This window comes from Flavobacterium notoginsengisoli, from assembly GCF_014207905.1.
Classification (GTDB): Bacteria; Bacteroidota; Bacteroidia; order Flavobacteriales; family Flavobacteriaceae; genus Flavobacterium; species Flavobacterium notoginsengisoli_A.
Genome location: NZ_JACHLB010000005.1, coordinates 171,762 through 195,353, shown reverse-complemented (window position 1 = coordinate 195,353; position 23,592 = coordinate 171,762). Strand labels below are relative to the sequence as shown.

23 protein-coding genes are annotated in these 23,592 nt (G+C 32.0%); 9 read left to right on the top strand and 14 right to left on the bottom strand.

Going from position 1 to position 23,592, the window contains the following annotated elements; translation table 11 throughout:
* Nucleotides 1-58: 58 nt before the first annotated feature.
* Nucleotides 59-661 (bottom strand): transposase, encoded by a 603-nt coding sequence (locus HNP35_RS15960; RefSeq protein WP_221433465.1) that lies wholly within the window; start codon nucleotides 659-661, stop codon nucleotides 59-61.
* 238 nt (nucleotides 662-899) lie between these two features.
* Here HNP35_RS15960 and HNP35_RS15955 point away from each other — a divergent pair, with 238 nt between their 5' ends.
* Entirely contained in the window at nucleotides 900-1,283 is a 384-nt protein-coding gene (locus HNP35_RS15955; protein WP_184164250.1) for a DUF2809 domain-containing protein, read from the top strand.
* On the opposite strand, the gene HNP35_RS15950 is transcribed toward HNP35_RS15955, so the two are convergent.
* On the bottom strand, nucleotides 1,264-3,042 hold the full coding sequence (locus tag HNP35_RS15950; RefSeq protein WP_184164247.1) for an ABC transporter ATP-binding protein: 1,779 nt from the start codon (nucleotides 3,040-3,042) through the stop codon (nucleotides 1,264-1,266). The genes HNP35_RS15955 and HNP35_RS15950 overlap by 20 nt on opposite strands.
* Before the next feature lie 77 nt (nucleotides 3,043-3,119).
* Between HNP35_RS15950 and HNP35_RS15945 the strand changes: the two genes are divergently transcribed.
* From HNP35_RS15945 to HNP35_RS15935, 3 genes are all read left to right on the top strand, one after another.
* Nucleotides 3,120-3,698, top strand: coding sequence for a non-canonical purine NTP diphosphatase (locus tag HNP35_RS15945; RefSeq protein ID WP_184164244.1), 579 nt, complete (start codon nucleotides 3,120-3,122; stop codon nucleotides 3,696-3,698).
* A 204-nt stretch (nucleotides 3,699-3,902) separates the two neighbouring features.
* Entirely contained in the window at nucleotides 3,903-5,807 is a 1,905-nt protein-coding gene (locus HNP35_RS15940) for a DEAD/DEAH box helicase (protein WP_184164242.1), read from the top strand.
* A 253-nt stretch (nucleotides 5,808-6,060) separates the two neighbouring features.
* A complete protein-coding gene (locus HNP35_RS15935) occupies nucleotides 6,061-6,834 on the top strand; it encodes a carboxypeptidase-like regulatory domain-containing protein (RefSeq protein ID WP_184164238.1) in 774 nt (257 codons plus the stop codon).
* A gap of 115 nt (nucleotides 6,835-6,949) precedes the next feature.
* Here the strand turns inward: HNP35_RS15935 and HNP35_RS15930 are convergent, their stop codons facing one another.
* The 3 genes from HNP35_RS15930 to HNP35_RS15920 form a co-directional block, all read right to left on the bottom strand.
* On the bottom strand, nucleotides 6,950-8,410 hold the full coding sequence (locus tag HNP35_RS15930; protein ID WP_184164235.1) for an aminoacyl-histidine dipeptidase: 1,461 nt from the start codon (nucleotides 8,408-8,410) through the stop codon (nucleotides 6,950-6,952).
* A 163-nt stretch (nucleotides 8,411-8,573) separates the two neighbouring features.
* Nucleotides 8,574-8,867 carry a type II toxin-antitoxin system RelE/ParE family toxin gene (locus HNP35_RS15925; protein ID WP_184164232.1) on the bottom strand — a complete coding sequence of 98 codons (294 nt, stop codon included), beginning with the start codon at nucleotides 8,865-8,867 and terminating at the stop codon, nucleotides 8,574-8,576.
* Complete coding sequence (locus HNP35_RS15920) at nucleotides 8,864-9,076, bottom strand: hypothetical protein (protein ID WP_184164229.1); 213 nt, start codon at nucleotides 9,074-9,076, stop codon at nucleotides 8,864-8,866. The genes HNP35_RS15925 and HNP35_RS15920 overlap by 4 nt, the downstream gene beginning before the upstream one ends.
* Before the next feature lie 85 nt (nucleotides 9,077-9,161).
* Here HNP35_RS15920 and HNP35_RS15915 point away from each other — a divergent pair, with 85 nt between their 5' ends.
* From HNP35_RS15915 to HNP35_RS15905, 3 genes are all read left to right on the top strand, one after another.
* Nucleotides 9,162-10,223, top strand: a complete 1,062-nt coding sequence (locus tag HNP35_RS15915; RefSeq protein ID WP_184164226.1) for a DUF3810 domain-containing protein — start codon at nucleotides 9,162-9,164, stop codon at nucleotides 10,221-10,223.
* Between the two features lie 158 nt (nucleotides 10,224-10,381).
* Nucleotides 10,382-10,876 carry an RNA polymerase sigma factor gene (locus HNP35_RS15910; protein ID WP_008462500.1) on the top strand — a complete coding sequence of 165 codons (495 nt, stop codon included), beginning with the start codon at nucleotides 10,382-10,384 and terminating at the stop codon, nucleotides 10,874-10,876.
* Nucleotides 10,877-10,884: 8 nt separating this feature from the next.
* Nucleotides 10,885-11,517: a hypothetical protein gene (locus HNP35_RS15905; RefSeq protein WP_184164225.1), complete on the top strand. Its 633-nt coding sequence runs from the start codon at nucleotides 10,885-10,887 to the stop codon at nucleotides 11,515-11,517.
* A 112-nt stretch (nucleotides 11,518-11,629) separates the two neighbouring features.
* On the opposite strand, the gene HNP35_RS15900 is transcribed toward HNP35_RS15905, so the two are convergent.
* Both HNP35_RS15900 and HNP35_RS15895 read right to left on the bottom strand, forming a co-directional pair.
* Nucleotides 11,630-12,439, bottom strand: a complete 810-nt coding sequence (locus tag HNP35_RS15900; RefSeq protein WP_184164222.1) for a lysophospholipid acyltransferase family protein — start codon at nucleotides 12,437-12,439, stop codon at nucleotides 11,630-11,632.
* Between the two features lie 120 nt (nucleotides 12,440-12,559).
* Nucleotides 12,560-13,216 (bottom strand): NUDIX hydrolase, encoded by a 657-nt coding sequence (locus HNP35_RS15895; RefSeq protein WP_184164218.1) that lies wholly within the window; start codon nucleotides 13,214-13,216, stop codon nucleotides 12,560-12,562.
* Nucleotides 13,217-13,307: 91 nt separating this feature from the next.
* On the opposite strand from HNP35_RS15895, the gene HNP35_RS15890 reads away from it, so the two are divergent.
* Nucleotides 13,308-13,748, top strand: coding sequence for a DUF4268 domain-containing protein (locus tag HNP35_RS15890; protein ID WP_184164215.1), 441 nt, complete (start codon nucleotides 13,308-13,310; stop codon nucleotides 13,746-13,748).
* A 140-nt stretch (nucleotides 13,749-13,888) separates the two neighbouring features.
* On the opposite strand, the gene HNP35_RS15885 is transcribed toward HNP35_RS15890, so the two are convergent.
* Genes HNP35_RS15885 through mnmA form a run of 4 tightly spaced genes read right to left on the bottom strand, consistent with a single transcriptional unit; the run spans nucleotide 13,889 to nucleotide 18,118 of the window.
* The gene (locus tag HNP35_RS15885) at nucleotides 13,889-14,299 is read right to left on the bottom strand and encodes a hypothetical protein (protein WP_184164212.1); all 411 of its coding nucleotides are present in this window, start codon (nucleotides 14,297-14,299) and stop codon (nucleotides 13,889-13,891) included.
* A 20-nt stretch (nucleotides 14,300-14,319) separates the two neighbouring features.
* Nucleotides 14,320-15,264, bottom strand: coding sequence for an NAD(P)H-dependent flavin oxidoreductase (locus HNP35_RS15880; RefSeq protein WP_184164209.1), 945 nt, complete (start codon nucleotides 15,262-15,264; stop codon nucleotides 14,320-14,322).
* Between the two features lie 7 nt (nucleotides 15,265-15,271).
* Entirely contained in the window at nucleotides 15,272-16,888 is a 1,617-nt protein-coding gene (locus HNP35_RS15875) for a S8 family serine peptidase (protein ID WP_184164206.1), read from the bottom strand.
* Between the two features lie 42 nt (nucleotides 16,889-16,930).
* Nucleotides 16,931-18,118: a tRNA 2-thiouridine(34) synthase MnmA gene (mnmA, locus tag HNP35_RS15870; protein WP_184164204.1), complete on the bottom strand. Its 1,188-nt coding sequence runs from the start codon at nucleotides 18,116-18,118 to the stop codon at nucleotides 16,931-16,933.
* 141 nt (nucleotides 18,119-18,259) lie between these two features.
* Between mnmA and HNP35_RS15865 the strand changes: the two genes are divergently transcribed.
* The gene (locus HNP35_RS15865) at nucleotides 18,260-20,137 is read left to right on the top strand and encodes a PEP/pyruvate-binding domain-containing protein (RefSeq protein WP_184164201.1); all 1,878 of its coding nucleotides are present in this window, start codon (nucleotides 18,260-18,262) and stop codon (nucleotides 20,135-20,137) included.
* Here HNP35_RS15865 and HNP35_RS15860 read toward each other — a convergent pair.
* The 3 genes from HNP35_RS15860 to yidC all read right to left on the bottom strand — a co-directional run bounded on the left by HNP35_RS15860 (nucleotide 20,134) and on the right by yidC (nucleotide 23,514).
* On the bottom strand, nucleotides 20,134-20,691 hold the full coding sequence (locus HNP35_RS15860) for a DUF4956 domain-containing protein (RefSeq protein ID WP_184164198.1): 558 nt from the start codon (nucleotides 20,689-20,691) through the stop codon (nucleotides 20,134-20,136). The genes HNP35_RS15865 and HNP35_RS15860 overlap by 4 nt on opposite strands.
* A gap of 87 nt (nucleotides 20,692-20,778) precedes the next feature.
* Nucleotides 20,779-21,507, bottom strand: coding sequence for a toxin-antitoxin system YwqK family antitoxin (locus HNP35_RS15855; protein ID WP_184164195.1), 729 nt, complete (start codon nucleotides 21,505-21,507; stop codon nucleotides 20,779-20,781).
* A 93-nt stretch (nucleotides 21,508-21,600) separates the two neighbouring features.
* A complete protein-coding gene (gene yidC / locus HNP35_RS15850) occupies nucleotides 21,601-23,514 on the bottom strand; it encodes a membrane protein insertase YidC (RefSeq protein ID WP_184164192.1) in 1,914 nt (637 codons plus the stop codon).
* Nucleotides 23,515-23,592: the final 78 nt, after the last annotated feature.

Below are 23,592 nucleotides of genomic sequence, written 5' to 3'. Positions count from 1 at the left end.
TACTTCTTTGAATTTCTCTTTGTCAAAGTTTAAAACTTTGACAAAGATTCTTAGAATGCTAAAATTTAAAATCAATCACACTGTTGTGACAAAACACAAAATTCTCTAAATCTTCAAAACACTCAATTACTTCATCTCTCTTTAAACTAGTTTTTAAGGTTGATAAGACAGTTATATATGACGAAAACCTGTAAGTTCTAAAATCCTTGCCAATATCGCTTGGATTTTGATGAACATAAATAATTAAATTTCTCAAATACTTTTCAGAATCTATTTTTTTTCTTTTAAAAGGAGATTCAAACAATGGCCCATGTCTATCAAAAACTTTATTGTAAGCCTGTGTATAAGAGCTTATAAACTTACTTAGTTGCTTACTTGCAAGACTCTCCATTGCGTGCAATCCTTTTTTAATTAGTCTTTTATTTTTTTCCTCGAAGAAATCTAATAATTCTTTTTTAGATTTAATTTTAATTACAAAATGAAAATGATTTGGCATTAAACAGTAAGCATAGAGATCACAAACCTCATTTAAGTATTTACGAAATTGCACCATAAAAAACATATAATTATCATTATTTTGAAAAACTATATCTCCATTGACTCCCCTATTATAAATGTGATAGAAACAATTTGGTTCTAAATTTTGAATTCTGATATCCACTGATTAGTTTCTTTAAAAATTGCAAATCAAAAATATTAAAAAAACAAGATTTTTCTTAAAAAAAATACAAATAAGTCTTTGTCAAAGTTTTAAACTTTGACAAAGAGAAACTATCATATATGCTATTAGAAAACTTGATTTGCGTTAGACCAGAATCTTTGTCAAAGTTTAAAACTTTGACAAAGAGAAATTACCATTGTTTTAATATAAATTTGCTCCAACTAAACCTTTCATAAACTTGAAAAAAACAAGAATCTACTACACCTTAATTTTCTTCTCCATCATTTTCCTTGGAATCCTTTCAAGAAAAATCTCTTTCATTCCGTTATGGATAGGCGATTTTTTATATGCTGTAATGATTTATTTTTTGATTAGAATTTTTCTTCCTTTTAAAAAAGCTTCAATAATCTTTTTGCTATCTCTTATTACTTGTTATAGCATCGAATTTTTACAATTGTATCAAGGCGAATGGATGGTTGAACTCAGAAAAACGCTTTTCGGAAGATACGTTTTAGGTCAGGGATTTTTATGGTCGGATATTATAGCTTATACTTTTGGAATAATTACTGCTTTTATTGTAGAAAGATTTACTTTGCGTTTTCTCAATCAAAAGTCTGAGTGATTTTATCAATATTTAAACTATTTGCCATTGCCATAAATATTTGATAATAGGTTCCTTTATTATCAAACAATTGATCATGAGTTCCATTTTCAACGCATCTTCCCTTTTCTAAAACAATAATATTGGAGGAATCAATTATTTGAGAAATACTATGCGAAATGATAATGACGGTTCTGTCTTTTTTAATGGCATCCAGCGATTTTTTAATTTGCTCCGTAGCAATAGCATCTAAACTCGCCGTTGGCTCATCCAGAAAAATAATTGGCGGATTTTTAAGAAAAAGTCTTGCAATGGCAATTCGTTGCTGCTGTCCGCCTGAAAGCAAATGCGCATCAGAATCGTAACCTTTTGGCAATTGAACAACTTGTTCGTGAATATAAGCTTGTTTGGCAGCTTCGATAATTTCTTCTTGAGAAGCTTCAGGATTTCCGTATAAAATATTCTCAGCAACTGTTCCTTTGAAAATATGGTTTTTCTGCAACACCAATCCGATATTTTTACGAAGAAAATCGGTGTTATAATCGGCTAAATCTACTCCATCTAAAAAAATCTGACCTGACGACGGCAAATAAAATTTATCCAATAAATTGATAATCGTACTTTTTCCTGCACCGCTTAATCCAACCAAAGCAGATGTTTCATTTGGTTTAACCGTAAAATTAATATCAAACAATGCTTGAGTTCCGTTTGGATAAACAAAATCAACATTTTTAACTTCAATTAAACCTTTAATTTTTTCTGGAATATAATTACCGCTGGTTTCTATTTCTTTTTCTGCTTCTAAAATATCAAAGAAACCTTCAGAATAAATCAACGCATCGTTTACTTCATCATAAATTCGATGCAATTGTCGAATTGGGGACGAAACATTATTAAACAACATAATATGAAACATAATGGCTCCAATTGTCATCTGATTATTTAATACAAAATAAGCCGTCAAGATTATAATAATTACAACTCCAATCTGCTCAACAAAACTTTTAATACTTTCAAAAATGAAACTAGTTTTTCGTGTTTCCAATTGATTTTCGGTCATTTCATATTGTATCTTTTCATGGCGATCGGCTTCTGTAGATTCGCGTACAAAAGATTTAATGACAGTAATTGATTCGATTAGACTGATAATTCCGTTATTCTTCGTTTCGCGATAATTACGCATTCTTCGTCTAAACCCGCTTAATCTTGTTGCCTGTAACTGACTGATATAAAAATAGATCGGAATAATACATAAACTCACCAAACCGACATAAACATTAGCATAAAACATAATTACTAGAGCCACAAAAGCATTGGCAAATAACGGAAGAATGTCGATAAAAAAGTTTTGAACCAATCTTGTTAAGCTACTAATTCCAGCATCAATTCTGGTTTGAAGTTTACCACTTTCATTTTCGTCAGAAGTATAAAATTCCATTCTGTAGCTCAGAATTTTTTCGACAATTGTTTGAGAAATATCGCGAGTGATAAAAATACGAAGTTTCTCTCCGTAGAATTTTTGCCCAAATTGCACAATCGAATTTACCAACTCCTTCGTCAACAATACAACACTAATAATTCCTAACAAATGAAATCCTTTTGATAAAGGTTCATGCGCCACCATTAAATTATTGATTGTATCAACAGTATATTTTAAGATTACTGCATTTACCTGAGCTGCAAACGAACCTAAAAATGTAAGCAGTAAAGTCGCAATTACCATTTTTCTGTAAGGTTTTACAAAAGGCAGGATTTTTTTATATAATACCGATAATTGCATTTATTTCACTTTTAGGCTACATATCAAATATAAGAATTCTAAATTTGTGTTGAAAATCATTTAAACACATTAATTCTATGAAACTCGTTTTCGCTTCAAACAACAAAAACAAAATAGCCGAAATTCAAAGTATGCTTCCCGAAAGCATCAAAATATTAAGTTTAGAAGACATTAATTGTTTTGAAGATATTCCTGAAACTGCTGACACTATAGAAGGAAATGCGATTTTAAAAGCCGATTATGTTACTCAAAAATATGGTTATGATTGTTTTGCAGATGACACTGGTTTAGAAGTTTTTGCATTAAATGGCGAACCAGGAGTATATTCTGCGAGATATGCCGGAGAGCAAAAAAATGCAGACGATAATATGAACAAACTTCTAGATGCATTAAAAAACGAAGAAAATAGAAGAGCTCAATTCAAAACTGTTATTACATTAAACCTTAACGGAAAACAATATTTATTTACAGGAATTGCCTCTGGAAATATTACATTAGAAAAAATAGGTACAAATGGCTTTGGATATGATCCAATTTTCCAGCCAGAAAATTATAACGAAACCTTTGCCCAATTGCCTTTGGAGACTAAAAATACTATTGGTCATCGCGGAAAAGCAGTAAAGCAACTAATTGATTTTCTGAATAACACGAAATAATTGTTTAAAATACAACATTTTAAGCGCTAAATTTTACATTTTCTAGCGTTTTTTTTCAGCATTTTCTCATTTTTAGTAAAAAAATTATTTTAATAAAAACGTAACTTTTTGACAATCAAATCTTAACAAATATATAATTCTTAAAATTGCATTAGTTTATCTGAATAATTAGCAGTAATTTTGCACCCTATTTTTAAAACACATATGAATAAATTTGAACAATTAGGATTGAATGAATCGTTACTGAAGGCGATTTTAGATCTAGGATTTGAAAATCCGTCAGAGGTACAGGAAAAGGCGATTCCCCTATTATTGGAAAAAGACACGGATATGGTTGCGTTGGCTCAAACAGGGACAGGGAAAACGGCAGCTTTCGGTTTTCCGCTAATTCAAAAAATTGATGCTGACAACAGAAATACACAGGCATTAGTTTTATCGCCAACACGCGAGTTATGTTTACAGATTACTAACGAACTTAAAAACTACTCAAAATACGAAAAAGGTATTAATGTGGTAGCAGTTTACGGAGGAGCTAGTATAACAGAACAAGCAAGAGAAGTAAAAAGAGGAGCACAAATTATTGTGGCTACTCCAGGAAGAATGCAAGACATGATTAATAGAGGTTTGGTAAACATTAAAAACATAGATTACTGTGTTCTTGATGAGGCTGACGAAATGTTAAACATGGGATTCTATGATGATATCGTATCTATTTTATCAGATACTCCAGACGAAAAAAGCACATGGTTGTTTTCTGCAACTATGCCGCAAGAGGTTGCTAGAATTGCAAAACAATTCATGAGCGATCCATTAGAAATTACTGTTGGAACAAAAAACTCAGGTTCTTCTACAGTTTCTCACGAATTTTATTTAGTTAACGCTCGTGACCGTTACGAAGCTTTGAAACGTTTAGCTGATGCTAATCCAGATATCTTTTCTGTAGTTTTCTGTCGTACAAAAAGAGACACACAAGCTATCGCTGAGAAGTTAATTGAGGATGGATATAGCGCCGCTGCGTTACACGGAGATTTATCTCAAGCACAACGTGATGGTGTAATGAAATCTTTCCGTGGAAGACAAATTCAGATGCTTGTTGCTACTGACGTTGCTGCACGTGGAATTGACGTTGATAACGTAACGCACGTTGTTAACTACCAATTACCTGATGAAATCGAAACTTACAACCACCGTTCTGGTCGTACAGGTAGAGCAGGAAAATTAGGTACTTCTATTGTAATTGTTACAAAAAGTGAATTACGTAAAATTTCTTCTATCGAAAGAATCATCAAACAGAAATTTGAAGAAAAATCTATTCCATCTGGAATTGAAATCTGCGAAATTCAGTTATTACACTTAGCAAACAAAATTAAAGATACTGAAGTTGATCACGAAATTGACAACTACTTACCAGCAATCAATAATGTTCTTGAAGATTTATCTAAAGAAGAATTGATTAAGAAAATGGTTTCAGTAGAATTTAACCGTTTCATCGCTTACTACAAAAAGAACAGAGATATTTCTGTATCTGGTGGCGAAAGACGTGAAAGAGGTGATTCTGAACCAAGAGAATTCAGTAATAATGGAGCTGTTCGTTATTTCGTAAATATCGGTTCTAGAGATAACTTCGACTGGATGTCATTGAAAGATTACTTAAAAGAAACATTAGATTTAGGTCGTGATGACATCTTTAAAGTAGATGTAAAAGAAGGATTCTCTTTCTTCAATACTGATCCTCAGCACACTGATAAAGTAATGGATGTTTTGAACAACGTACAATTAGAAGGTCGTCGTATCAATGTTGAAATTTCTAAAAATGATGGTGGAGGAAGACGTGACCACAACAACCGTGGAGGAAGACGTGATTCTGGAAGAAGAGAAGGAAACTTTGCTCCAAGACGTGAAGGAGGCTTCAGAAGTGACAGAAACTCTTCAAGAGACGGAGGTTCTCGCGAAGGAGGTTTCAGAGGTGATAGAAATTCATCTTCAAGAAGAGAAGGTGGTTTTAGAAGCTCTGCTCCAAGAGGCGAAAATGGTGGTTCTGATAGAGCTCCAAGACGTTCAGAAAACTTTGGCGATAATTCACGACCAAGAAGATCAAGAAGAGATTAATAATTTAATTTCTTAAAATATAAAATCCCAAATTCCAGACATATCTGGAACTTGGGATTTTTTTTATGCTAAGAGTTTTATTCTTTATCAATGAGCTTTACAATTCAAAACAGTGTAATTCAGTCTTCAATATCACTTTTTATTTAATATAAAAAAGCAATAACGTAGCCTTTGTTAATTTTCTTATAATTAAATTCCAAGACTACGAGATATTTAATCCCGATTTACTACTTTTAGTGCTTTAAATCAGGATATGAAATATTTCGCAGTTTTCTTTTTTACATTACTAGCCAACTTTGGTTTTGCGCAAGATACGCAACCAACAGTTCCACAAAGAGTTTCAGGTTATATTATTAATGACAATAGCAAACAACCCCTTGCCGGCGTAAACATTATTAACACCAACAAAGTGCGTGGTGCAAAATCTGATGAAAAAGGATATTTTGAAATTGATGTACAAGTTAATGATACACTTCATTTCTCTATTTTAGGATTTCAATCGCTAAGAATTAGAGTAACAAATGACTGGGTAAAAAACAAAGTAACTCGAATTCAGCTTACTGAAAAAGCAATTGCATTAGAAGAAGTTATTATCGCTCCTTTTACTTTAACTGGATATCTTGAAATTGATTCTAAATTAATTCCAACAAAAGAAAACTACAGATACAGCATTTCTGGTCTTACACAAGGCTATGAAGCCGGAGAATATGCGCCAAATGCCTTTGGCAAAGTTCTTGGGTCCATTTTTAATCCGGCAGATATGCTTTATAATTTCTTCGGAAAAAACGGAAAGGAGCTCAAGAAATTAAAAGAAATGAAGAAAGACGATACTGTTCGAAATCTTCTAGAATCAAAATATGACCGAGAAACGGTCGCTGTATTATTAGGCATCAGCAAGGATGAAATTCCAGAAATTATGCATCGATGCAATTATTCTGATTCTTTCATACAGACAGCAAATGATTTACAGATAATGGACGCAATTAGCGCTTGTTACGAACAATACAAAGTCTTAAAAAGAAATTAATTTTATAAAAAAAATCCCCAATTTACAAATTGGGGATTTTTTTTATAGTCACAGTTTTCGGTCACAGTTTCCAGTCCGTTAGAACTGAAAACTGTCACTGCGACTGAAAACTATTTTATTTAACTGGAATATTTTCTAAGATCTCAAGCACAAATTTCCAATATTTCTGAGCAGAAGAAATACTTGCTCTTTCATCTGGAGAATGTGCAGCGTGAATTGTTGGCCCGAAAGAAATCATATCCATATCTGGATAATTCGTTCCTAAAATTCCACATTCTAAACCAGCGTGACAAGCTACAACTTTTGGTTGCTCTCCATTCTGTTTTTCATAAATCTCTTTCAAAACTTCTAAAATCTCAGAGTTAACATTTGGTGTCCATCCTGGATAAGATCCCGAAAGCTCAACTTCACATCCAACTAGTTCAAAAGCAGAACGTAACGAATTGGCTAAATCAAATTTTGATGATTCAACAGAAGAACGCGTTAAACAACCAATCGAGATTTCGCCATCTTTAATAATTACACGAGCAATGTTATTAGAAGTTTCAACCAAATCGGCCATATCAGCACTCATTTTGTAAACTCCGTTATGTGCAGCGTAAATCGCTCTAATAATTCCCTCTTGAACCCCTAAATCCATTACTTTTTCAGGCAAATCGCCTTTTACGATTTCAATCGACAAGTTTGGTTCTGTAGTTTTATATTCCGCTTTGATATTAGAAATGATTTCCTGCATATCGTATACGTAAGCTTCATCAAACATTTGAGAAATGATTACTTTCGCAACACTTTCTCTTGGAATTGCATTTCGAAGACTTCCTCCGTTAACTTCAACAATCTGCAAACCAAAGTTTTCAAATCCGTCAAACAACAAACGGTTCATAATTTTGTTAGCATTTCCTAAACCTTTATGAATATCCATTCCTGAATGACCTCCGTTTAGACCTTTTACAATAATCGTATATCCAACAGAACCTTCTGGAACTTCTTCTTCATGATATGTTCTTGTTGCTGTTACGTCTATTCCTCCAGCGCATCCGATATCTATTTCATCGTCTTCTTCTGTATCCAGATTTAATAAAATCTGTCCTTGCAAAATACCTCCTTTTAGATTTAAAGCACCAGTCATTCCTGTTTCTTCATCAATTGTAAACAAAGCTTCAATTGCTGGATGCGGAATATCTTTGCTTTCTAAAATAGCCATAATAGTCGCCACTCCTAACCCATTATCAGCTCCAAGTGTTGTACCGCGAGCACGTACCCAATCACCATCAACATACATATCAATTCCTTGCGTATCGAAATCAAAAACTGTGTCTGCATTTTTTTGGTGCACCATATCCAAATGTCCTTGCATAACAATTGGTTTACGATTTTCCATTCCTGGAGTAGCTGGCTTTCTAATGATTACATTTCTGATTTCATCTTCAAAAGTTTCTAAACCTAAGCTGTTTCCAAAATTTTTCATAAACTCGATTACACGTTCTTCTTTTTTAGAAGGACGCGGAACAGCATTTAAATCCGCGAATTTATTCCAAAGTGCTTTTGGTTCCAGATTTCTTATTTCTTGACTCATTATATTTTGTTTGATGTTTAACAATTAAGAGCTTCAAAGTTACAAAGTTTAATTGCTTTTTTAGATACGAATTTCACGAATAAGCACAAATTATAATGGCTCTAAAGTTATCTTACACAAATATCTAATTAAACCAAAAATTTAAATACAAAACGAGACGATTTTACTGAGGATATTTAGAAGGACTTAATGATGTATTAAAAACAGTCATAATATATACCGTTTTAATTTCTTCATCAATAAAGTAAAAGATAATAAATGGAAATTTTCTAATGGGAAGAGAGCGATAATCCTTATATCTAATTTCAAAAAAAGGATTCTTCGCTAATATATTTAAATATTCATCAACTATTTCGTAAAAATGTTCACCCAACCCAACTCGTTTAGAGTCATAATAATTAATTGCATCTTGAATATCAAGAATTGCTCTTGGCTCAATTACAACATTATAAATCATTCTCCAGATTTAAATCGCAATTGTTTTTTTGCTTCATTCCAAGGAAGAAAATCGTCCACTTTTGAAGTCGATCTTCTCTCATCCAACAAATTTTTCATTTCTTCAGTTATAGAAAATTCATTTATCACGGTTTCATAATTGAATTTTTCTATTAATTGCATAAAGAATGACAATTCATTATCTGGAATATTTAAAGTAATCTGTGTCATTTTTTTCTTAATTATTGAAAAACAAATTTACAAAAAATAATTTCAAACCATTTTTAAATTATTATTTTTATAAAAAACCTAAACTGTGAAATCAAAATATATTCTTCCCCTATTTCTTTTAGTTCAAATCATCTTTTTAAGATTTTTGAGATATTTTCCAGATTACGTAGAAGGCTTTTACAGCAATAATATATTTCTAAGAATTTCACATTTCTTAAGAATTGGTCTTGGCAAAATCCCTTTTTCTCTTGGAGATTGCATTTATGCCTTTCTTATTTTAGCGATAATTGGTTGGTTTTGGAAAATTCGTAAAACTTGGAGAACCGAATGGAAAGACCATATTTTAACCATATTAGGCAAAATTTCAATTTTTTACTTTTTCTTTCATGTGCTTTGGGCTTTCAATTATTATCGCGAACCTCTTTTTGAAAAAATGGAAATTAAAAGAGAATATACCGATGCCGATCTTTTAGCTTTTACCCAAAAACTAATTGTTAAAACTAATGAAATTCAATACCAAATCACTAAAAATAAAAACTCAAAAGTCGTTTTTCCTTATTCTCAAAAAGAATCTTTTGAGATGATTTTAAACGGTTATGACAATTTAGCTAAAGAACATCCCTATTTTAAATACAAAACTCTAAGTGTTAAGAAATCGCTGTTTAGTATTCCTTTAACTTATATGGGATTTGGTGGTTATCTTAATCCGTTTACAAATGAAGCTCAGATTAACGATTTATTGCCGATGTATAATTTTCCATTGACAACCTCTCATGAAATGGCGCATCAAATTGGATTTGCCAGCGAGAACGAATGCAATTTTATTGGGGTTCTAGCATCGGTTAAAAATGATAATCTATATTATCAATATTCAGGCTATAGTTTTGCTCTACGTTATTGCTTAGGAATTTGGCAATATAAAAACGAAGACATTTTTAAACATTTAAAGAAAAAAGTAAATGTTGGAATTTTAAAAAATTATCAGGAAAGTCAAGATTTCTGGAAAAAATACGACACTTTTATTGACGAAGGTTTTCATTTTCTTTGGGATAATTTCTTAAAATCGAATAACCAAAAAGACGGAATGGAAAGTTACAGCAAGTTTATAGATTTGATGATTAATTATTATAAAACACGAGAATTGTAAATGTTGCCACAAATTACACGAATTAACACTAATTTTAAAAGTGTAAATTCTTGTTTGCTTTGTTACTTAGAAAAGCAATTTGCGAAATTTGTGAAATTCGTGGCAAAAAAATAAAACACAACTGTAACAAAAATGATTTCATAACTACTAATCTTTTTATGAGCGAAAATCTAGAACAGTCATTTGTTGCGCAGCTGCAAGCAAATCAGAATATAATCCACAAGATTTGTAGATTGTATACTGCTGGCGAAGATGCACATAAGGATTTGTTTCAGGAAATCACAATTCAGCTTTGGAAAGCTTATCCAAAATTTAGAGGTGATAGTAAATTTTCGACTTGGACGTACCGTGTTGCGTTAAATACTGCAATTACATTATATCGAAAAACCAAAAGAACTATTTCTACCGTAGATTATGAAAATCATCAGCATTTTGTAAAAGATGTTGATTATAATTATGAAGAAGAGGAACAGATAAAACTGATGTACAAAGCAGTTTATCAATTAAATGACATCGAAAAAGCATTAGTTTTTATGTATTTAGAAGACAAAGATTATCAAGAAATAGCTGAAACCTTAGGAATCAGCGAAGTGAATGCGCGCGTGAAAATGAACAGAATCAAAGGGAAACTTAAAAAAATACTAAATCCTTAAAAATTATTATGAAAGAACTGGATTTACTAAAAAAAGACTGGCAAAAGAACTCAGGTTCTTTTCAACAAATTTCTGAAACTGAAATCTATAAGATGATTCATAAAAAATCATCTTCCATTGTAAAATGGATTTTAATTATCAGTATTTTGGAGATTTCGTTTTGGACTTTTTCGAACATATTTATCAATACGGATGATGTTCTACGCAAAATGAATCATCCTGAAATTGTTGCAATCTTAGAGTTTTTAACTTATTTTAATTATCTCGTTGTCTTAATTTTCGTGTACATTTTCTACAAAAATTACAGAACAATTTCGACGACAATTGCTACAAAATCATTAATGAGTGCGATTTTAAAAACTAGAAAAACCGTTCAATACTATGTTTGGTATAATTTAGGAATGATTGTTATAACATCAATCCTAAGCTTCTTTATTGCATTTGTTTACAATCCGGACATGGAATTTCTAAGAGAAAAACTGGCGGTAAATGGGAAAGCAATGTTTGCTACAATCGGTATTTTGATCTTAGTAATATTAGGTTTCTTCGGATTGTTCTGGTGTTTTTACAGAATTATTTACGGAACACTTTTACGCAGATTATACGCTAATTATAAGGAGTTGAAAAAAATAGATTTCTAAGATTCTAAGTTTTTTTAGCTTAATTTATATATCCTTGCAAACGAGGCTTCGACTTCGCTCAGCCTGACAATTTTGAAAAAATCTAAAATCTAAACTCAGAAATCTAAAATTTCTAGTAATCCCATTGTCTCATTTTATTCAGTTCTTCTTGTGCTTTTAGTTCTTCAGCAGGAATAACTTTTAAGAAAGAGGGATGCTGTTCGATTGCGTATTCTACTTTTTCTACAATTTCATCAATTGTATCGTTTTCATAATCAATATCAAGAGGTTCTTTTATAATGAAAGATTGCAGAATTCCTTTTTTCTTCATTCGAAGTCCTTTTTTATCAAATGAACGGCGGAATCCGTCAATAACAATTGGAATTACAATTGGTTTATGTTGTTTTATGATATGTGCAGTTCCTTTTCGAACTGGCTTAAATGATTTGGTAGTGCCTTGAGGAAAAGTAATTACCCAACCATCTGCAAGAGCAATTTTAATATTTTCTGTATCGTTTGGATTTACTTCTCTTTTCTCTGTCACATCAACACCTTTTGCGCGCCAAGTACGTTCAACGGTAATTGCACCAACGTAAGATAAAATTCTTGGCAATAATCCTGCTTGCATCGTTTCTTTTGCAGCAACATAATAAATATTCATTTTGGGTTGCCACAAATAACCAATATTCTTGATATTGTCTTCACGCCCAGATAAACTTGCGTTAAACACGTGAAACATTGCCACAACATCGGCAAAATAGGTTTGATGATTTGATATAAATAAGACATTAGTATCTGGAAGCGTTTTAATAATTTCAGATCCTTCAATCTGCAATTCATTAAAACCTCTATATCTTCTATGCGTCATGGCTCCCAAAATACGGATTAACCATTTCTTGATGAATAATATATGCCCAAAAGGATTTCGTTTAAACAATCCCATAACTAATTTATCTTGTTTTTATGTTAGGTCGCAAACATACAAAAATTATTCTTTTAGCAATACTAATAAACATTTTCTTAGAATCATATTTATCTAAATGAATATCAAATTGTTAAATAATTAATTTCGATTATCTCCTTCAAAAACCGACATCAACACATCTCTCAATTCGCTCAAAATCATAGCTGTCGCTCCCCAAACTACATGATTTTGAATATTAAATGCCGGAACTAAAATATTTGCTCCATAAGAAGTTGATAATCTGGCTTCGATCATAATTTCTTCATTAAGAAAAACGGACAAAGGCAATTCAATAATTCCAGCAACTTCTCTAATATCTGGATAAAAAGCTAATTCTTCTTTAGCAATTCCTAAAAAAGGATGCACTAAAAAATTACTCGGCGGAATATACATGGGAGAAAATTTTTTAATTATTTCAATTTTATCACTTGGTATACCCACTTCTTCCTGTGTTTCTCTGAGAGCAGTAGTTTCAAAATTTAAATCGGCTTTCTCATATTTTCCTCCTGGAAATGCAATCTGCGCCGAATGAACTCCATTGTAAGTATTCCTGACAATCAGAACCAAATGTGTTTTTTCCTGTTTAGGATAAAACAGCATCATTACTCCTGCCATTCTTGCATTTAATGCTTCAATATCAAGATTTTTTAATCCCTCTACGCGTTCTTTTGGAGCCATTTTTAAATGTGAAGCCACCGCTGGCAGTTCAACTGGAATTATATTGGGAACATATTTTAAAAAGTCTTGAAAATTCATAATCAAAGCTTATTTTTGTACTTTCAAATAAAACATAAATATACTCCAGAAAACGCAGTACCGCAAGTTTTCTAAAATTAAAGCCTAAAAAATGTACAGCAGAGAAGAATCACAAAGAATAAAAAGAGAATTTTGGGTAGCATTTGCCGAAAAATATCCTCGTAAATGGGTACTTTATGATACCAAAATTAAAGACTTCTCATTTAAGTTTTTTGTAGATAATAAAAAAGCGCAAGTTTTAATTGATATTGAACAAAGAAGTGATGAAAAACGTTTGGCTTACTTTGAAAAACTAGAAGCTTTAAAAAACATTCTTGAAGAAGAATTCATCAAAGATTTAGTTTTTGAGAAAAATTACACTCTTGAAAGTGGTAAAACAATAAGCAGAATTTGGGTTGAAAAACTTGGAGTTGGTTTCAGTAATAAAAATAACTGGGATGCCATTTTTGATTTCTTCAATGAAAAAATGCATGCTTTGGAAATGTTCTATTTAGAATATGACGAATTTATTAAGGATGTTGATTCTTTGTAGGTTCTAAGGTTCTGAGACACTAAGATGCTAAGATTTTTATACAAGAAAACCCGACAGATTAAAAAAAACTGTCGGGTTTATTATTTATCTAAATCCAAAAAGACTTAGTATCTCAGAAACTTAGAAGCTTAGCATCTTTTTTATACTGTAATAATATTATAAACTATAATATGATCGTCGTAGTTAATGTACAGCTGTTTTCTAAAATCTTGCTTTTTACGAGTAATGATCGAAAGTTTGCATTCTCTTCCGTCATTATCTTTACACATAAATGAATAAGTAATATCAGTATCGTTTTCTTCTCTTTCAATATAATCTAAAATATTAAAAAGCTGAATTTCTTGAGAATACACTACAATTCTATGTTTGTTGGTATCTAAAACCACAGAAAGATTTACCAGATTCAAATTGGACCATTCGCCCCATTTTCCTCTTTCATTCTTCTGTAATACGCTAAAACCAGAAGTTTTAAAATGATAAGACTGACTCTGAACTTGTTGCAATCCAAAAGCTAAAAACAATAGTAGTATATAAGTGCGTAGGGAATTCATAAAATATTTCTTGCAGACAATTAAAACTCAAATGTAACCTTTTCTTTTTTTGCAGCTTCAAATTCGGCAATCATTTGTTGAATAATTTGTTCCACTGGCAAAATATCATGAATTAGACCCGCTATTTGTCCAATTTCTAATTCTCCTTCTTCCAAATCTCCTTCAAACATTCCTTTTTTAGCTCTCGCTCTACCTAAAAGCTGAACCAATTCTTCTTTAGAAGGGCATTTTTGATACAAATCCTGAACATCCTGATAGAATTTATTTTTCACCAATCGAACTGGAGCTAATTCTTTCAATGTCAATTGAGTTCCTCCTTCTTGAGTATTAACTATTGTTTCTTTAAAATTATTGTGTGCCGAAGATTCTACAGAAGCTGCAAAACGGCTTCCAACCTGAACACCATCGGCTCCAAGAATCATTGCGGCAAGCATTCCTCTTCCTGTTGCTATTCCCCCAGCGGCGATTAATGGAATCTGAATCTTTTCTCTAACCATTGGAATTAAAGTCAATGTCGTTGTTTCTTCGCGACCGTTGTGTCCGCCCGCTTCAAAACCTTCTGCAACAACGGCATCAACGCCAGCATCTTGCGCTTTTAAAGCAAAAACACTGCTGCTTACAACATGAACAACAGTAATTCCCTTTTCTTTTAAAAATGAAGTCCAAGTTTTAGGATTTCCTGCCGAAGTAAAAACGATTTTTACGCCTTCTTCAACTACGATATTCATGATTTCTTCAATATTCGGATACAACATCGGAATGTTGACACCAAAAGGTTTATCTGTCGCTTTTTTGCATTTTTGAATATGCTCTCTTAAAACTTCTGGATACATTGAACCTGCGCCAATAAGCCCTAAACCTCCAGCATTACTTACTGCTGATGCCAATTTATAACCGCTATTCCAAATCATTCCGCCTTGAATGATCGGATATTTTATATTAAAAAGTTGAGTGATTTTATTCATTAAAAAATTATTGCTTAATGATTTTTCCCGTTTTATGAAGGTTCTCAGTATCAAAAGTATAAAAATACAATCCGCTTTGTAAAGATTGAAGGGAAAGAACAGGATTTGAACTATTGATTCTTTCTTCCATTAATTTTTGCCCTAAAACGGAATAAATTTTTACAGACGCTGTATTATTTTCATTTAAAAAAGAAAAAGTAACTGTATTTTTTACTGGATTCGGATAAACTGAAAAAGCCGTTTCTGAAATAAAATTATCTACGCTTAAAGTTGATCCAAAATTCGGAATTCCGTAACCGTAATTATTATCTGGCGTCGTAAAACGGTCGGCAGAAGCTAAAATCATCTGTCTGATTTCTTTATTTGTTTTCGTTGGAAAAGCCTGCCACAAAGAGGCGCACATTCCGGCCATAATTGGACATGAAAATGAAGTTCCGTTTGCCGTGCCAATATTTCCATTTATATCAGAAACTACCGCAGCAGTTCCCTGCGCCATAATATCTGGTTTTATTCTGCCATCATAACTTGGCCCGATCGAACTAAAACTAGATCTTGTTTTAGTTGCCGTAACCGAACCAATTGCTAAAACAGAAACTGCATCTGCCGGCGAACCAATATGTTTTTCTACTTGATTTCCTTCATTTCCTGCTGATGCTAAAACTAAGATTCCTTTACTAAAAGCTATTTCGGCACCACGAGAAATAAAAGTCGTAATTCCGTTCATATCACTGTAAGTATGATTATATCTGGATTCATTACGATCTCCGAAATAACCTAATGAAGTGGTAATAATATCAACTCCCAAAGCATCTGCTTTCTCAGCCGCTTCTACCCAAAGTGATTCTTCTAACGGATTCTCAATATTATCTTTTTCTATTTCTGTAATAAAAAGATAATATGATGCATTTGGAGCAGTTCCTATCAAAGCATTTTCTTTGTAACCACCCATTGTCGAAAGTACCAATGTACCGTGTGTACCGCCTGTATAAAAATTAGCATTTCGTTCGGTATAATCGTAACCACCCAAAATTTTATTGTTATTTCGAAGATTTTCAAACGGCTGTGCTGTATTCACCCCTGGAAAACCTGCATCAAAAACTGCAATTATCTTTCCTTCTCCAGTATAATTTTGCTGATGTAAAACTTGTCCATTCAACATTTGAATCTGATTGGCAGAATTACCGTAAGCGTAATCAATTGCTGTTTCTAATTTGTTTTTCGTTTTATTTGTCGTGGTTTCAGAAACTTTTTTCCCTGTTGTTGCATTTAACGTTTTATCCGCAAATTCTACTTTCTGAACAAAAGAAAATGTTTTTAAAGCATTTACATTAGCCTGCGTACCGCGAATATGAAGCGCATTTAGCCATTTAGATTGCGCCATAACAGATATTCCAGTACTTGCCTTGATTTGATCAACATACGAAGTTTCCAAAGGCGCATCGGTAATATCTAATGCTATATTTTGATTGGTTCTTCGATCTAAAGCTTTTTGAGAAAGCTCTGTTAATGGATTAGCAAAGAAAGCCTGAGCATTGGGTTTTGCATTAAAGTAAACCCAAGCCTCTTCTTGTCCGAAAACTGTAAACGAAAGAAGTATTAAAAGAAAAGTAAAGTTATATTTCATAGTATACCTTTTTAGGAATTTCTTCCAAACAAAGGTATAAATTTAAGAAATTACTCCTGAACCAACTAATTCATTTCCTAAATACCAAGCCACAAATTGTCCTTCTGTAATAGCAGATTGTGCTTCTTCAAACTCCACGTACATTCCGTCTTCAAATTGATGTAAAACTGCCTTTTGCAAAGGTTGGCGGTAACGAATTCTAGCCATTACTTCCATCTTTTCGCCTGCTTTAAGCGTTAAATCTTCTCTAATCCAGTGTACTTCAGATTTTCCAACAAAAAGTGCTTTTTTGAATAATCCAGGATGAGCGCTTGACAAACCAGTATAAATAGTATTGGTTTCAACATCTGTAGCAATTACAAACAAAGGATCTGTTGTTCCTCCTACGTTTAGACCTTTTCTTTGTCCAACTGTAAAATAATGAGCACCTTGATGTTTTCCAACAACTTTCCCCATTGTTGGAAGATAGTCTAATTGTTGAGATTCTAATTTTAATTTTTCTTCTAAAGAAACTTCAGCTGGTATTTCAGAAACATAAATTGGATCATTTTTATCTACCTGAACAATTTTACCTTCTTTAGGCTGTAATTTTTGTTGTAGAAATTCTGGAAGACGAACTTTTCCAATAAAACATAAACCTTGAGAATCTTTCTTTTCGGCTGTAACCAACTCCATTTCAGCAGCTATTTCGCGTACTTCTGGTTTAGTTAAAGCGCCAATAGGAAATAATGCTTTTGACAATTGTTCTTGCGATAATTGACATAAAAAGTACGATTGATCTTTGTTAACGTCATTTCCGGCAATTAATTGATAAACTGTCTTTCCATCAACCTCAATTTCGCTTTTTTGGCAATAATGTCCTGTTGCTACATAATCTGCACCCAGACTTAAAGCGATTTTCATAAACACATCAAATTTGATTTCACGGTTACAAAGCACGTCAGGATTTGGAGTTCTTCCTTTTTCGTATTCGTTGAACATGTAATCAACGATTTTTTCTTTGTATTCTTCGCTTAAATCAACTGTTTGAAACGGTATACCCAGTTTTTCGGCAACAAGCAAAGCATCATTACTATCCTCAAGCCAAGGACATTCGTTAGAAATAGTAACCGAGTCATCATGCCAATTTTTCATAAAAAGGCCAATTACTTCGTATCCTTGTTGCTGCAATAAATAAGCGGCAACGCTAGAATCTACTCCACCGGAAAGTCCAACAACTACTCGTTTCATTTTGAAATGTTTAATTTTTTAAGGTTGCAAAGGTACATCAAATAATAGAAAATTTCACAAAGGTTTTCATTACTTTAAGTAATCTAGCAGTAGATAAAACTTATTGCTTTTTTAAGTAAATTTATTCCTTTCTTTCAGAACATGAAAAAGTATCTCTACAGCTTTGTTTTGGTTTTCGTGCTTACCACTTTAAGCGCGCAGCGATATATGGCCTCTCTACCAAATTATGAAGCTTACAAAGCTTTTAAAGGAAAACCTTTATCTGATAAATTCTCTAATATCGAATCTGTCAAAGTGGTTTATGACATTCGAAAACAAAAAATGTATTATTTTAATAGCAGTCTTATTTTATTGCATTTTGATTTTGTTACCAATTATTTAGGCTACAGCAAAGATCTCGATGTCTTTAACAACGAAAATTACAGCGATACAGAAAAAAACAGAGATTATTTTCTTGGAAATCTAAATCATATTAAAGGCACTGATAAATGGATTTTCGAACTCGCTGCCTCCGATCATATGCCAATTCCTCTTATTGAACGATTTTTTAATTTAGTTCGAACTTCGACTTTTATCGGCGAAAAATTAAAATTCTACTTAAACAATCCAGAAATGATGGAATGGTATCAGCAGAAGAAATTTAAAATTCCTTGTGTCAAATCAGATTATATTTTTGGAGAAATTAAATATCAGGAAGTCGTTCGCGGAAGCAATATCGGCATCTTAAAACAATACACAATCAAAGAATTAGAAACCATAAAACCAAATCCTGACGAAATCATTATTTTAAATGGAACTCCGGATATTCTTCCAAATGTTAGAGGAATTATTGTAAACGAACTTCAAACACCTCTAAGCCATTTAGTTCTTTTAGGAAAAAACAGAAAGATTCCAATAATGGCCTATACAGATATCGAAAAAGACCGCAATATCAAAAAACTGCTTTCAAAAAAAGTAGAACTAAAGATTGCAGTAGATACTTTTTACATCAAAGAAACAACCAAAAAAATCACTTTAAAATCAACAGGAAAAAAGAAAAAACTAATAATTGACAATAGCGTTACAGAATTAGTCAATCTATCCGAAATTCCTAAAAAGGGTGTAAATTATATTGGCTCGAAAGCTCAAAATATGGCTTATCTAATTGCTATTTCAAAAGAAACTCCTTTCAAAGTTCCAGAAAATGCGTATGCGATTCCGTTTTATTTTTACACACAACATATTCAGAAAAACTCTATTTCTCCATTAATTGCCGAACTTTTAGCATTCCCTAAAAAAGATTCTACAATCTGGATTAATAATCAGCTAAAAAAAATCAGAGATGCTATTAAAAAAGAACCCGTTGATCCTGAATTAATTTCAAAATTAAATCTGGCTTTTAAAGATGCAAAATTCAAAAATTTCAGATTTAGATCTTCTACCAACGCCGAAGATTTAGATGATTTTAATGGTGCCGGATTATACGATTCTAAAACTGGAATTCTGGGCGATTCTATTAAAACTTTTGAAAAAGCAATCAAACAAGTCTGGGCAAGCGTTTGGAATGAAGCATCGTTTAACGAAAGAGAGCTTTTCGGAATTGACCAACAAAATATCGCAATGGGGATTTTAGTGCATCGCTCTTTTCCTGACGAATTAGCAAACGGCGTAATCATAACCAAAAATATATTTAGAGAAAATTTTCCAGGCATTACAGTGAATGTTCAAAAAGGAGAAAATTCTGTTGTAAAACCTGAAAAAGGCGAAATCTGCGAGCAATTTGTAGCCTATCATTTTAATGACGGAAAAGACGACACCGACTTTGATATTGATTATACGTCAAACTCCAATTTGAATAACAACGAACCTTTGTTGAGCCGAAAAGAAATGAGCAATATTTTTAATGTCAGTAAAAAAATTGAAACCAAAATGTATCGTTATTGGCGTAAAAACCAATTTAATCCAGTAGATATTGAATTTAAAATTGTTGGAGAAAAAAGAGATCTATACATCAAACAAGTACGCCCGTTTAACGATTAGTAGAAAACCAAAAGATCTATTTCGTTTGTTGTGGTATTGATTAAGATAATTCTAAAATCAAATTCTTCAATTTTAATTTTCTCCTGAATTGATTTTCTGATGAATTCTGCATTTAAAGAAAAGTTCTCGTCAAGCGGAATTTTCACATCTACAGCATTTAAATACTTTGAAGCTTTTTTATTGACAATAATCGATGCAACAATATAAAAACCGATTATAATAATTTGAAAAAACAGCAACAATTCAATCTTTTCAAAAGGATACATAATATCTAAAATCGACAATGTAATCGTCGCAAAAAGAAAAATAATAGCATTTACAGTAAAAGATTGTGTTCTAAAACGAAGTATCGAAAAAATAGCAAATAGTCCAAAACCAATTCCGACTCCAATTTCAATTTTTGTAAAAAGATAACAAAGCGAAAAAGTGCAAAGTCCAACAATAACCATTAATGGATTTATGGTAGCATTATCTTTTCTGTTAGAGAAAAAATACAAAACCAAAATCGAAAAAAACAACAGCAGAAATCTTCCTAAAAGTTCGTTTAAATCCATAGGTCTGAATAAATTGGTTACTCAAATGTAAACAATTTATTCAGACCTATCAGATTATTTTTAATTCATGAAAAAAAGCTCCAAACTTTATTGTTTTTTAGGAGCATTTCCTTTTTCTGAAGCTTTATTGGTATTTTTAGGATCACTCATGTTTACTTCTTTCATCAGTTTTCCTTTTTGATAAAATTGCCACATTCCAGCTTTTTTACCATTTACAAATTTACCTTTAGATGCCACAGATTTGTCTGAATCGTAAAAAACAGCATCTCCGTTGTATTCATTATTACTAAAGTTAGACTCTTCCAAAAGCGTTCCGTCTTGTCCTATTTTCTTGTAAGCACCTTCTTTTAAACCATTTTTATACATCATTTCCTCTGCAATTTGAGCATTAGGATAATAAATAGTTCTTAAGCCTTCTAATTTACCATTTTTGTAATTTTCAACTGTCATTAAAACTTTAGAAGCTTTATGGTAATATTTCCATTCCCCTTCTCTTGCTTTTCCAACTTCTTTTCCTTCGCTTACTTTATTTTTATTCTGGTCATAAAAAATAGTATACGAACTGCCATCATTGGCACTAAAATCTCTTGTTGCAATTACATCGCCTTTTTTTGTGTCATCAAAAAATTTAAAAAGCCCTGTTTCTTTTCCATGACTAAAAGTTCCTTCATAGCGAGGGCGTTTAGATTCGGTATAAGTACCTTTCCAAAGACCATCTTTTTTTCCAGCTGCATCAACTTTATTAATGTCTGTCTGCGCATTTGAAACTAATACTGTAAGGAATAATAATGTGAATATGATTTTTTTTGAGATCATAGTAAATTCTATTTTTAAGCTTAACGAAAATCTTAATTATAAAGTATAATGGTATAAAAAAATCCCGATAAATCGAGATTTTTTTATTGAGAATTATTTTTTCTTATTCTGAGCTTTTGCCGCTTCTTGTTGTTCCATTACTTCGTTAAGACGCTGCTGGAATTTACTTGGCTTTTTAGGCTCTTTTAATTTGTTTTCTTGAATCTGAGCGTGAATTTTTTCACTGTCAACGATATAATTCTTAATAACAAACATAATTCCGATAGTAATTAAGTTTGAAATGAAGTTATACAAACTCAAACCTGAACCATAATTATTGAAGAAAATTAACATCATTAATGGCGAAACATAAATCATGATTTTCATCATTTTTGCCATATCCGGCATACCTTCTTGTTGAGGCGCTGCCATCTGTTGATCTCCAGATGTCATTTTCATGTAGAAGAAAATTGCGATTGCTGCCAAAATCGGAAACAAACTGATATGATCTCCATACATTGGAATATTGAATGGTAATTTCACAACCGAGTCAAAAGATGATAAATCGTCTGCCCAAAGGAAACTTTTTTGTCTTAATTCGAATGCAGCAGGGAAAAACTGGAAAGATGCATACATAAATGGCAACTGAATCAATGCAGGAATACAACCCGCCATTGGGTTTACACCAGCTTTATTATACAGTTTCATTGTTTCTTGCTGTTTTTTCATTGGGTCTTTTTTGAATTTCTCTCCCAACTCAGCAATATCAGGTCTTAAAACTTTCATTTTAGCCTGAGACAAGAATGACTTATAGGTAATTGGCGACATTGCCAATTTGATGATAATCGTGAAAATGATAATTGCAATTCCTAAAGCCAAACCAATAGTTGAGCTTAAGAATCCGAATAATGGAATGAAAATCCATTTATTGATCCATCCAAAAATTCCCCATCCAAGCGGAATAATTTTTTCGAAGTTTTTATCGTAAGCTTTTAATGTCTTGTAATCTGCAGGACCCATATACAAATTCATTTTGTAATCGATCTCTCCATTTGTAAAAGCTAAAGGTAAATTTGCTCTAAACTGTTTAGTAAAAACAGTATCGATTTTTTCATCTTTAACTAAGTCGTCAGATTGTAATTTTGAAGTTTCAAAAGGCTTTTCTGTAGACAAAATTGTTGCAAAGAAATGCTGTTTGAAAGCTACGTAACTTACTTTTTCAGGAGTTTCTTCTTTTCCTTGTCCGTGAGAACTTACGTTATTGTATTTTGATTCATCATATTTGTAATCAATTTGCGCATAACGGTTTTCATAAGAAACACTTTTTTCGTTTCTGTACGTTTTTAAGTCCCATTGCAAATCGATTGGTTTAGCAGAATTTAAAACTCTGTTCAATCCTTGAGAACGAATATCAAAACCAACTAAATAATCGTTTGGTTTTAAAATATATTTGTATTCTAAAAATTCATTAGCTCCAGCTTTCAAACGCATAGATAAAACTTGGTCTGCACCAATTTTTTCCAATGTTGGTTCGAAGTATAAATCTTTAGAATTTAATGTTCTATTATCTGTAGTAAGAAGCTGTAAATTTAAGTTTGAGTTATTGTTTTTAATCAACTCAACTAATTGGCCAGAACCTTTTTTAAATCTTTCGAATTCTTTTAAAGTAGCTTCAACAATATAACCACCTTTATTAGCGATTTTAAGTTTGATTTTCTCGTTTTCGATTGTAGTAAAAGCTTCTTTTGCAGAAGGAAGTGTTGCAGAATAAGCAAATCCTCCTAAAGTTTTTTGCAATTTTGCCAATTGAAGCGTATCTCCTGGAGTTACAGCCGCAGCTGGTAATGACGCAGTTTTAGCTTTATCAGCTTTTGCTTGTGCTTCTTGCTTAGCAACTAATTCTTTCTTGGCTTTTTCAGCAGCAATTTCTTTTTCAGAAGGCTGATTTTGGTACATAATCCAAATCAAAATTCCAAATATCAATACAAAACCAATGATTGAATTAAAGTCTAATTTTTTTTCTTCCATTATTATTTAAAAAAGTTATTCATTGAAGCTTATTAGTAATGAGTTGACCTCAAAAGTTACAAGTTTCTCAAAATATTA

Coding starts and splice junctions, on each gene's coding strand:
- HNP35_RS15875 (WP_184164206.1), bottom strand. CDS start 16,888: ATGAAATATAACTTTACTTTTCTTTTAATACTTCTTTCGTTTACAGTT.
- HNP35_RS15865 (WP_184164201.1), top strand. CDS start 18,260: ATGAAAAAGTATCTCTACAGCTTTGTTTTGGTTTTCGTGCTTACCACT.
- HNP35_RS15940 (WP_184164242.1), top strand. CDS start 3,903: ATGAATAAATTTGAACAATTAGGATTGAATGAATCGTTACTGAAGGCG.
- HNP35_RS15950 (WP_184164247.1), bottom strand. CDS start 3,042: ATGCAATTATCGGTATTATATAAAAAAATCCTGCCTTTTGTAAAACCT.
- HNP35_RS15895 (WP_184164218.1), bottom strand. CDS start 13,216: ATGAATTTTCAAGACTTTTTAAAATATGTTCCCAATATAATTCCAGTT.
- HNP35_RS15935 (WP_184164238.1), top strand. CDS start 6,061: ATGAAATATTTCGCAGTTTTCTTTTTTACATTACTAGCCAACTTTGGT.
- HNP35_RS15930 (WP_184164235.1), bottom strand. CDS start 8,410: ATGAGTCAAGAAATAAGAAATCTGGAACCAAAAGCACTTTGGAATAAA.
- HNP35_RS15885 (WP_184164212.1), bottom strand. CDS start 14,299: ATGAATTCCCTACGCACTTATATACTACTATTGTTTTTAGCTTTTGGA.
- HNP35_RS15855 (WP_184164195.1), bottom strand. CDS start 21,507: ATGATCTCAAAAAAAATCATATTCACATTATTATTCCTTACAGTATTA.
- HNP35_RS15945 (WP_184164244.1), top strand. CDS start 3,120: ATGAAACTCGTTTTCGCTTCAAACAACAAAAACAAAATAGCCGAAATT.
- HNP35_RS15905 (WP_184164225.1), top strand. CDS start 10,885: ATGAAAGAACTGGATTTACTAAAAAAAGACTGGCAAAAGAACTCAGGT.
- HNP35_RS15890 (WP_184164215.1), top strand. CDS start 13,308: ATGTACAGCAGAGAAGAATCACAAAGAATAAAAAGAGAATTTTGGGTA.
- HNP35_RS15860 (WP_184164198.1), bottom strand. CDS start 20,691: ATGGATTTAAACGAACTTTTAGGAAGATTTCTGCTGTTGTTTTTTTCG.
- HNP35_RS15920 (WP_184164229.1), bottom strand. CDS start 9,076: ATGACACAGATTACTTTAAATATTCCAGATAATGAATTGTCATTCTTT.
- HNP35_RS15880 (WP_184164209.1), bottom strand. CDS start 15,264: ATGAATAAAATCACTCAACTTTTTAATATAAAATATCCGATCATTCAA.
- HNP35_RS15900 (WP_184164222.1), bottom strand. CDS start 12,439: ATGGGATTGTTTAAACGAAATCCTTTTGGGCATATATTATTCATCAAG.
- yidC (WP_184164192.1), bottom strand. CDS start 23,514: ATGGAAGAAAAAAAATTAGACTTTAATTCAATCATTGGTTTTGTATTG.
- HNP35_RS15925 (WP_184164232.1), bottom strand. CDS start 8,867: ATGATTTATAATGTTGTAATTGAGCCAAGAGCAATTCTTGATATTCAA.
- HNP35_RS15910 (WP_008462500.1), top strand. CDS start 10,382: ATGAGCGAAAATCTAGAACAGTCATTTGTTGCGCAGCTGCAAGCAAAT.
- mnmA (WP_184164204.1), bottom strand. CDS start 18,118: ATGAAACGAGTAGTTGTTGGACTTTCCGGTGGAGTAGATTCTAGCGTT.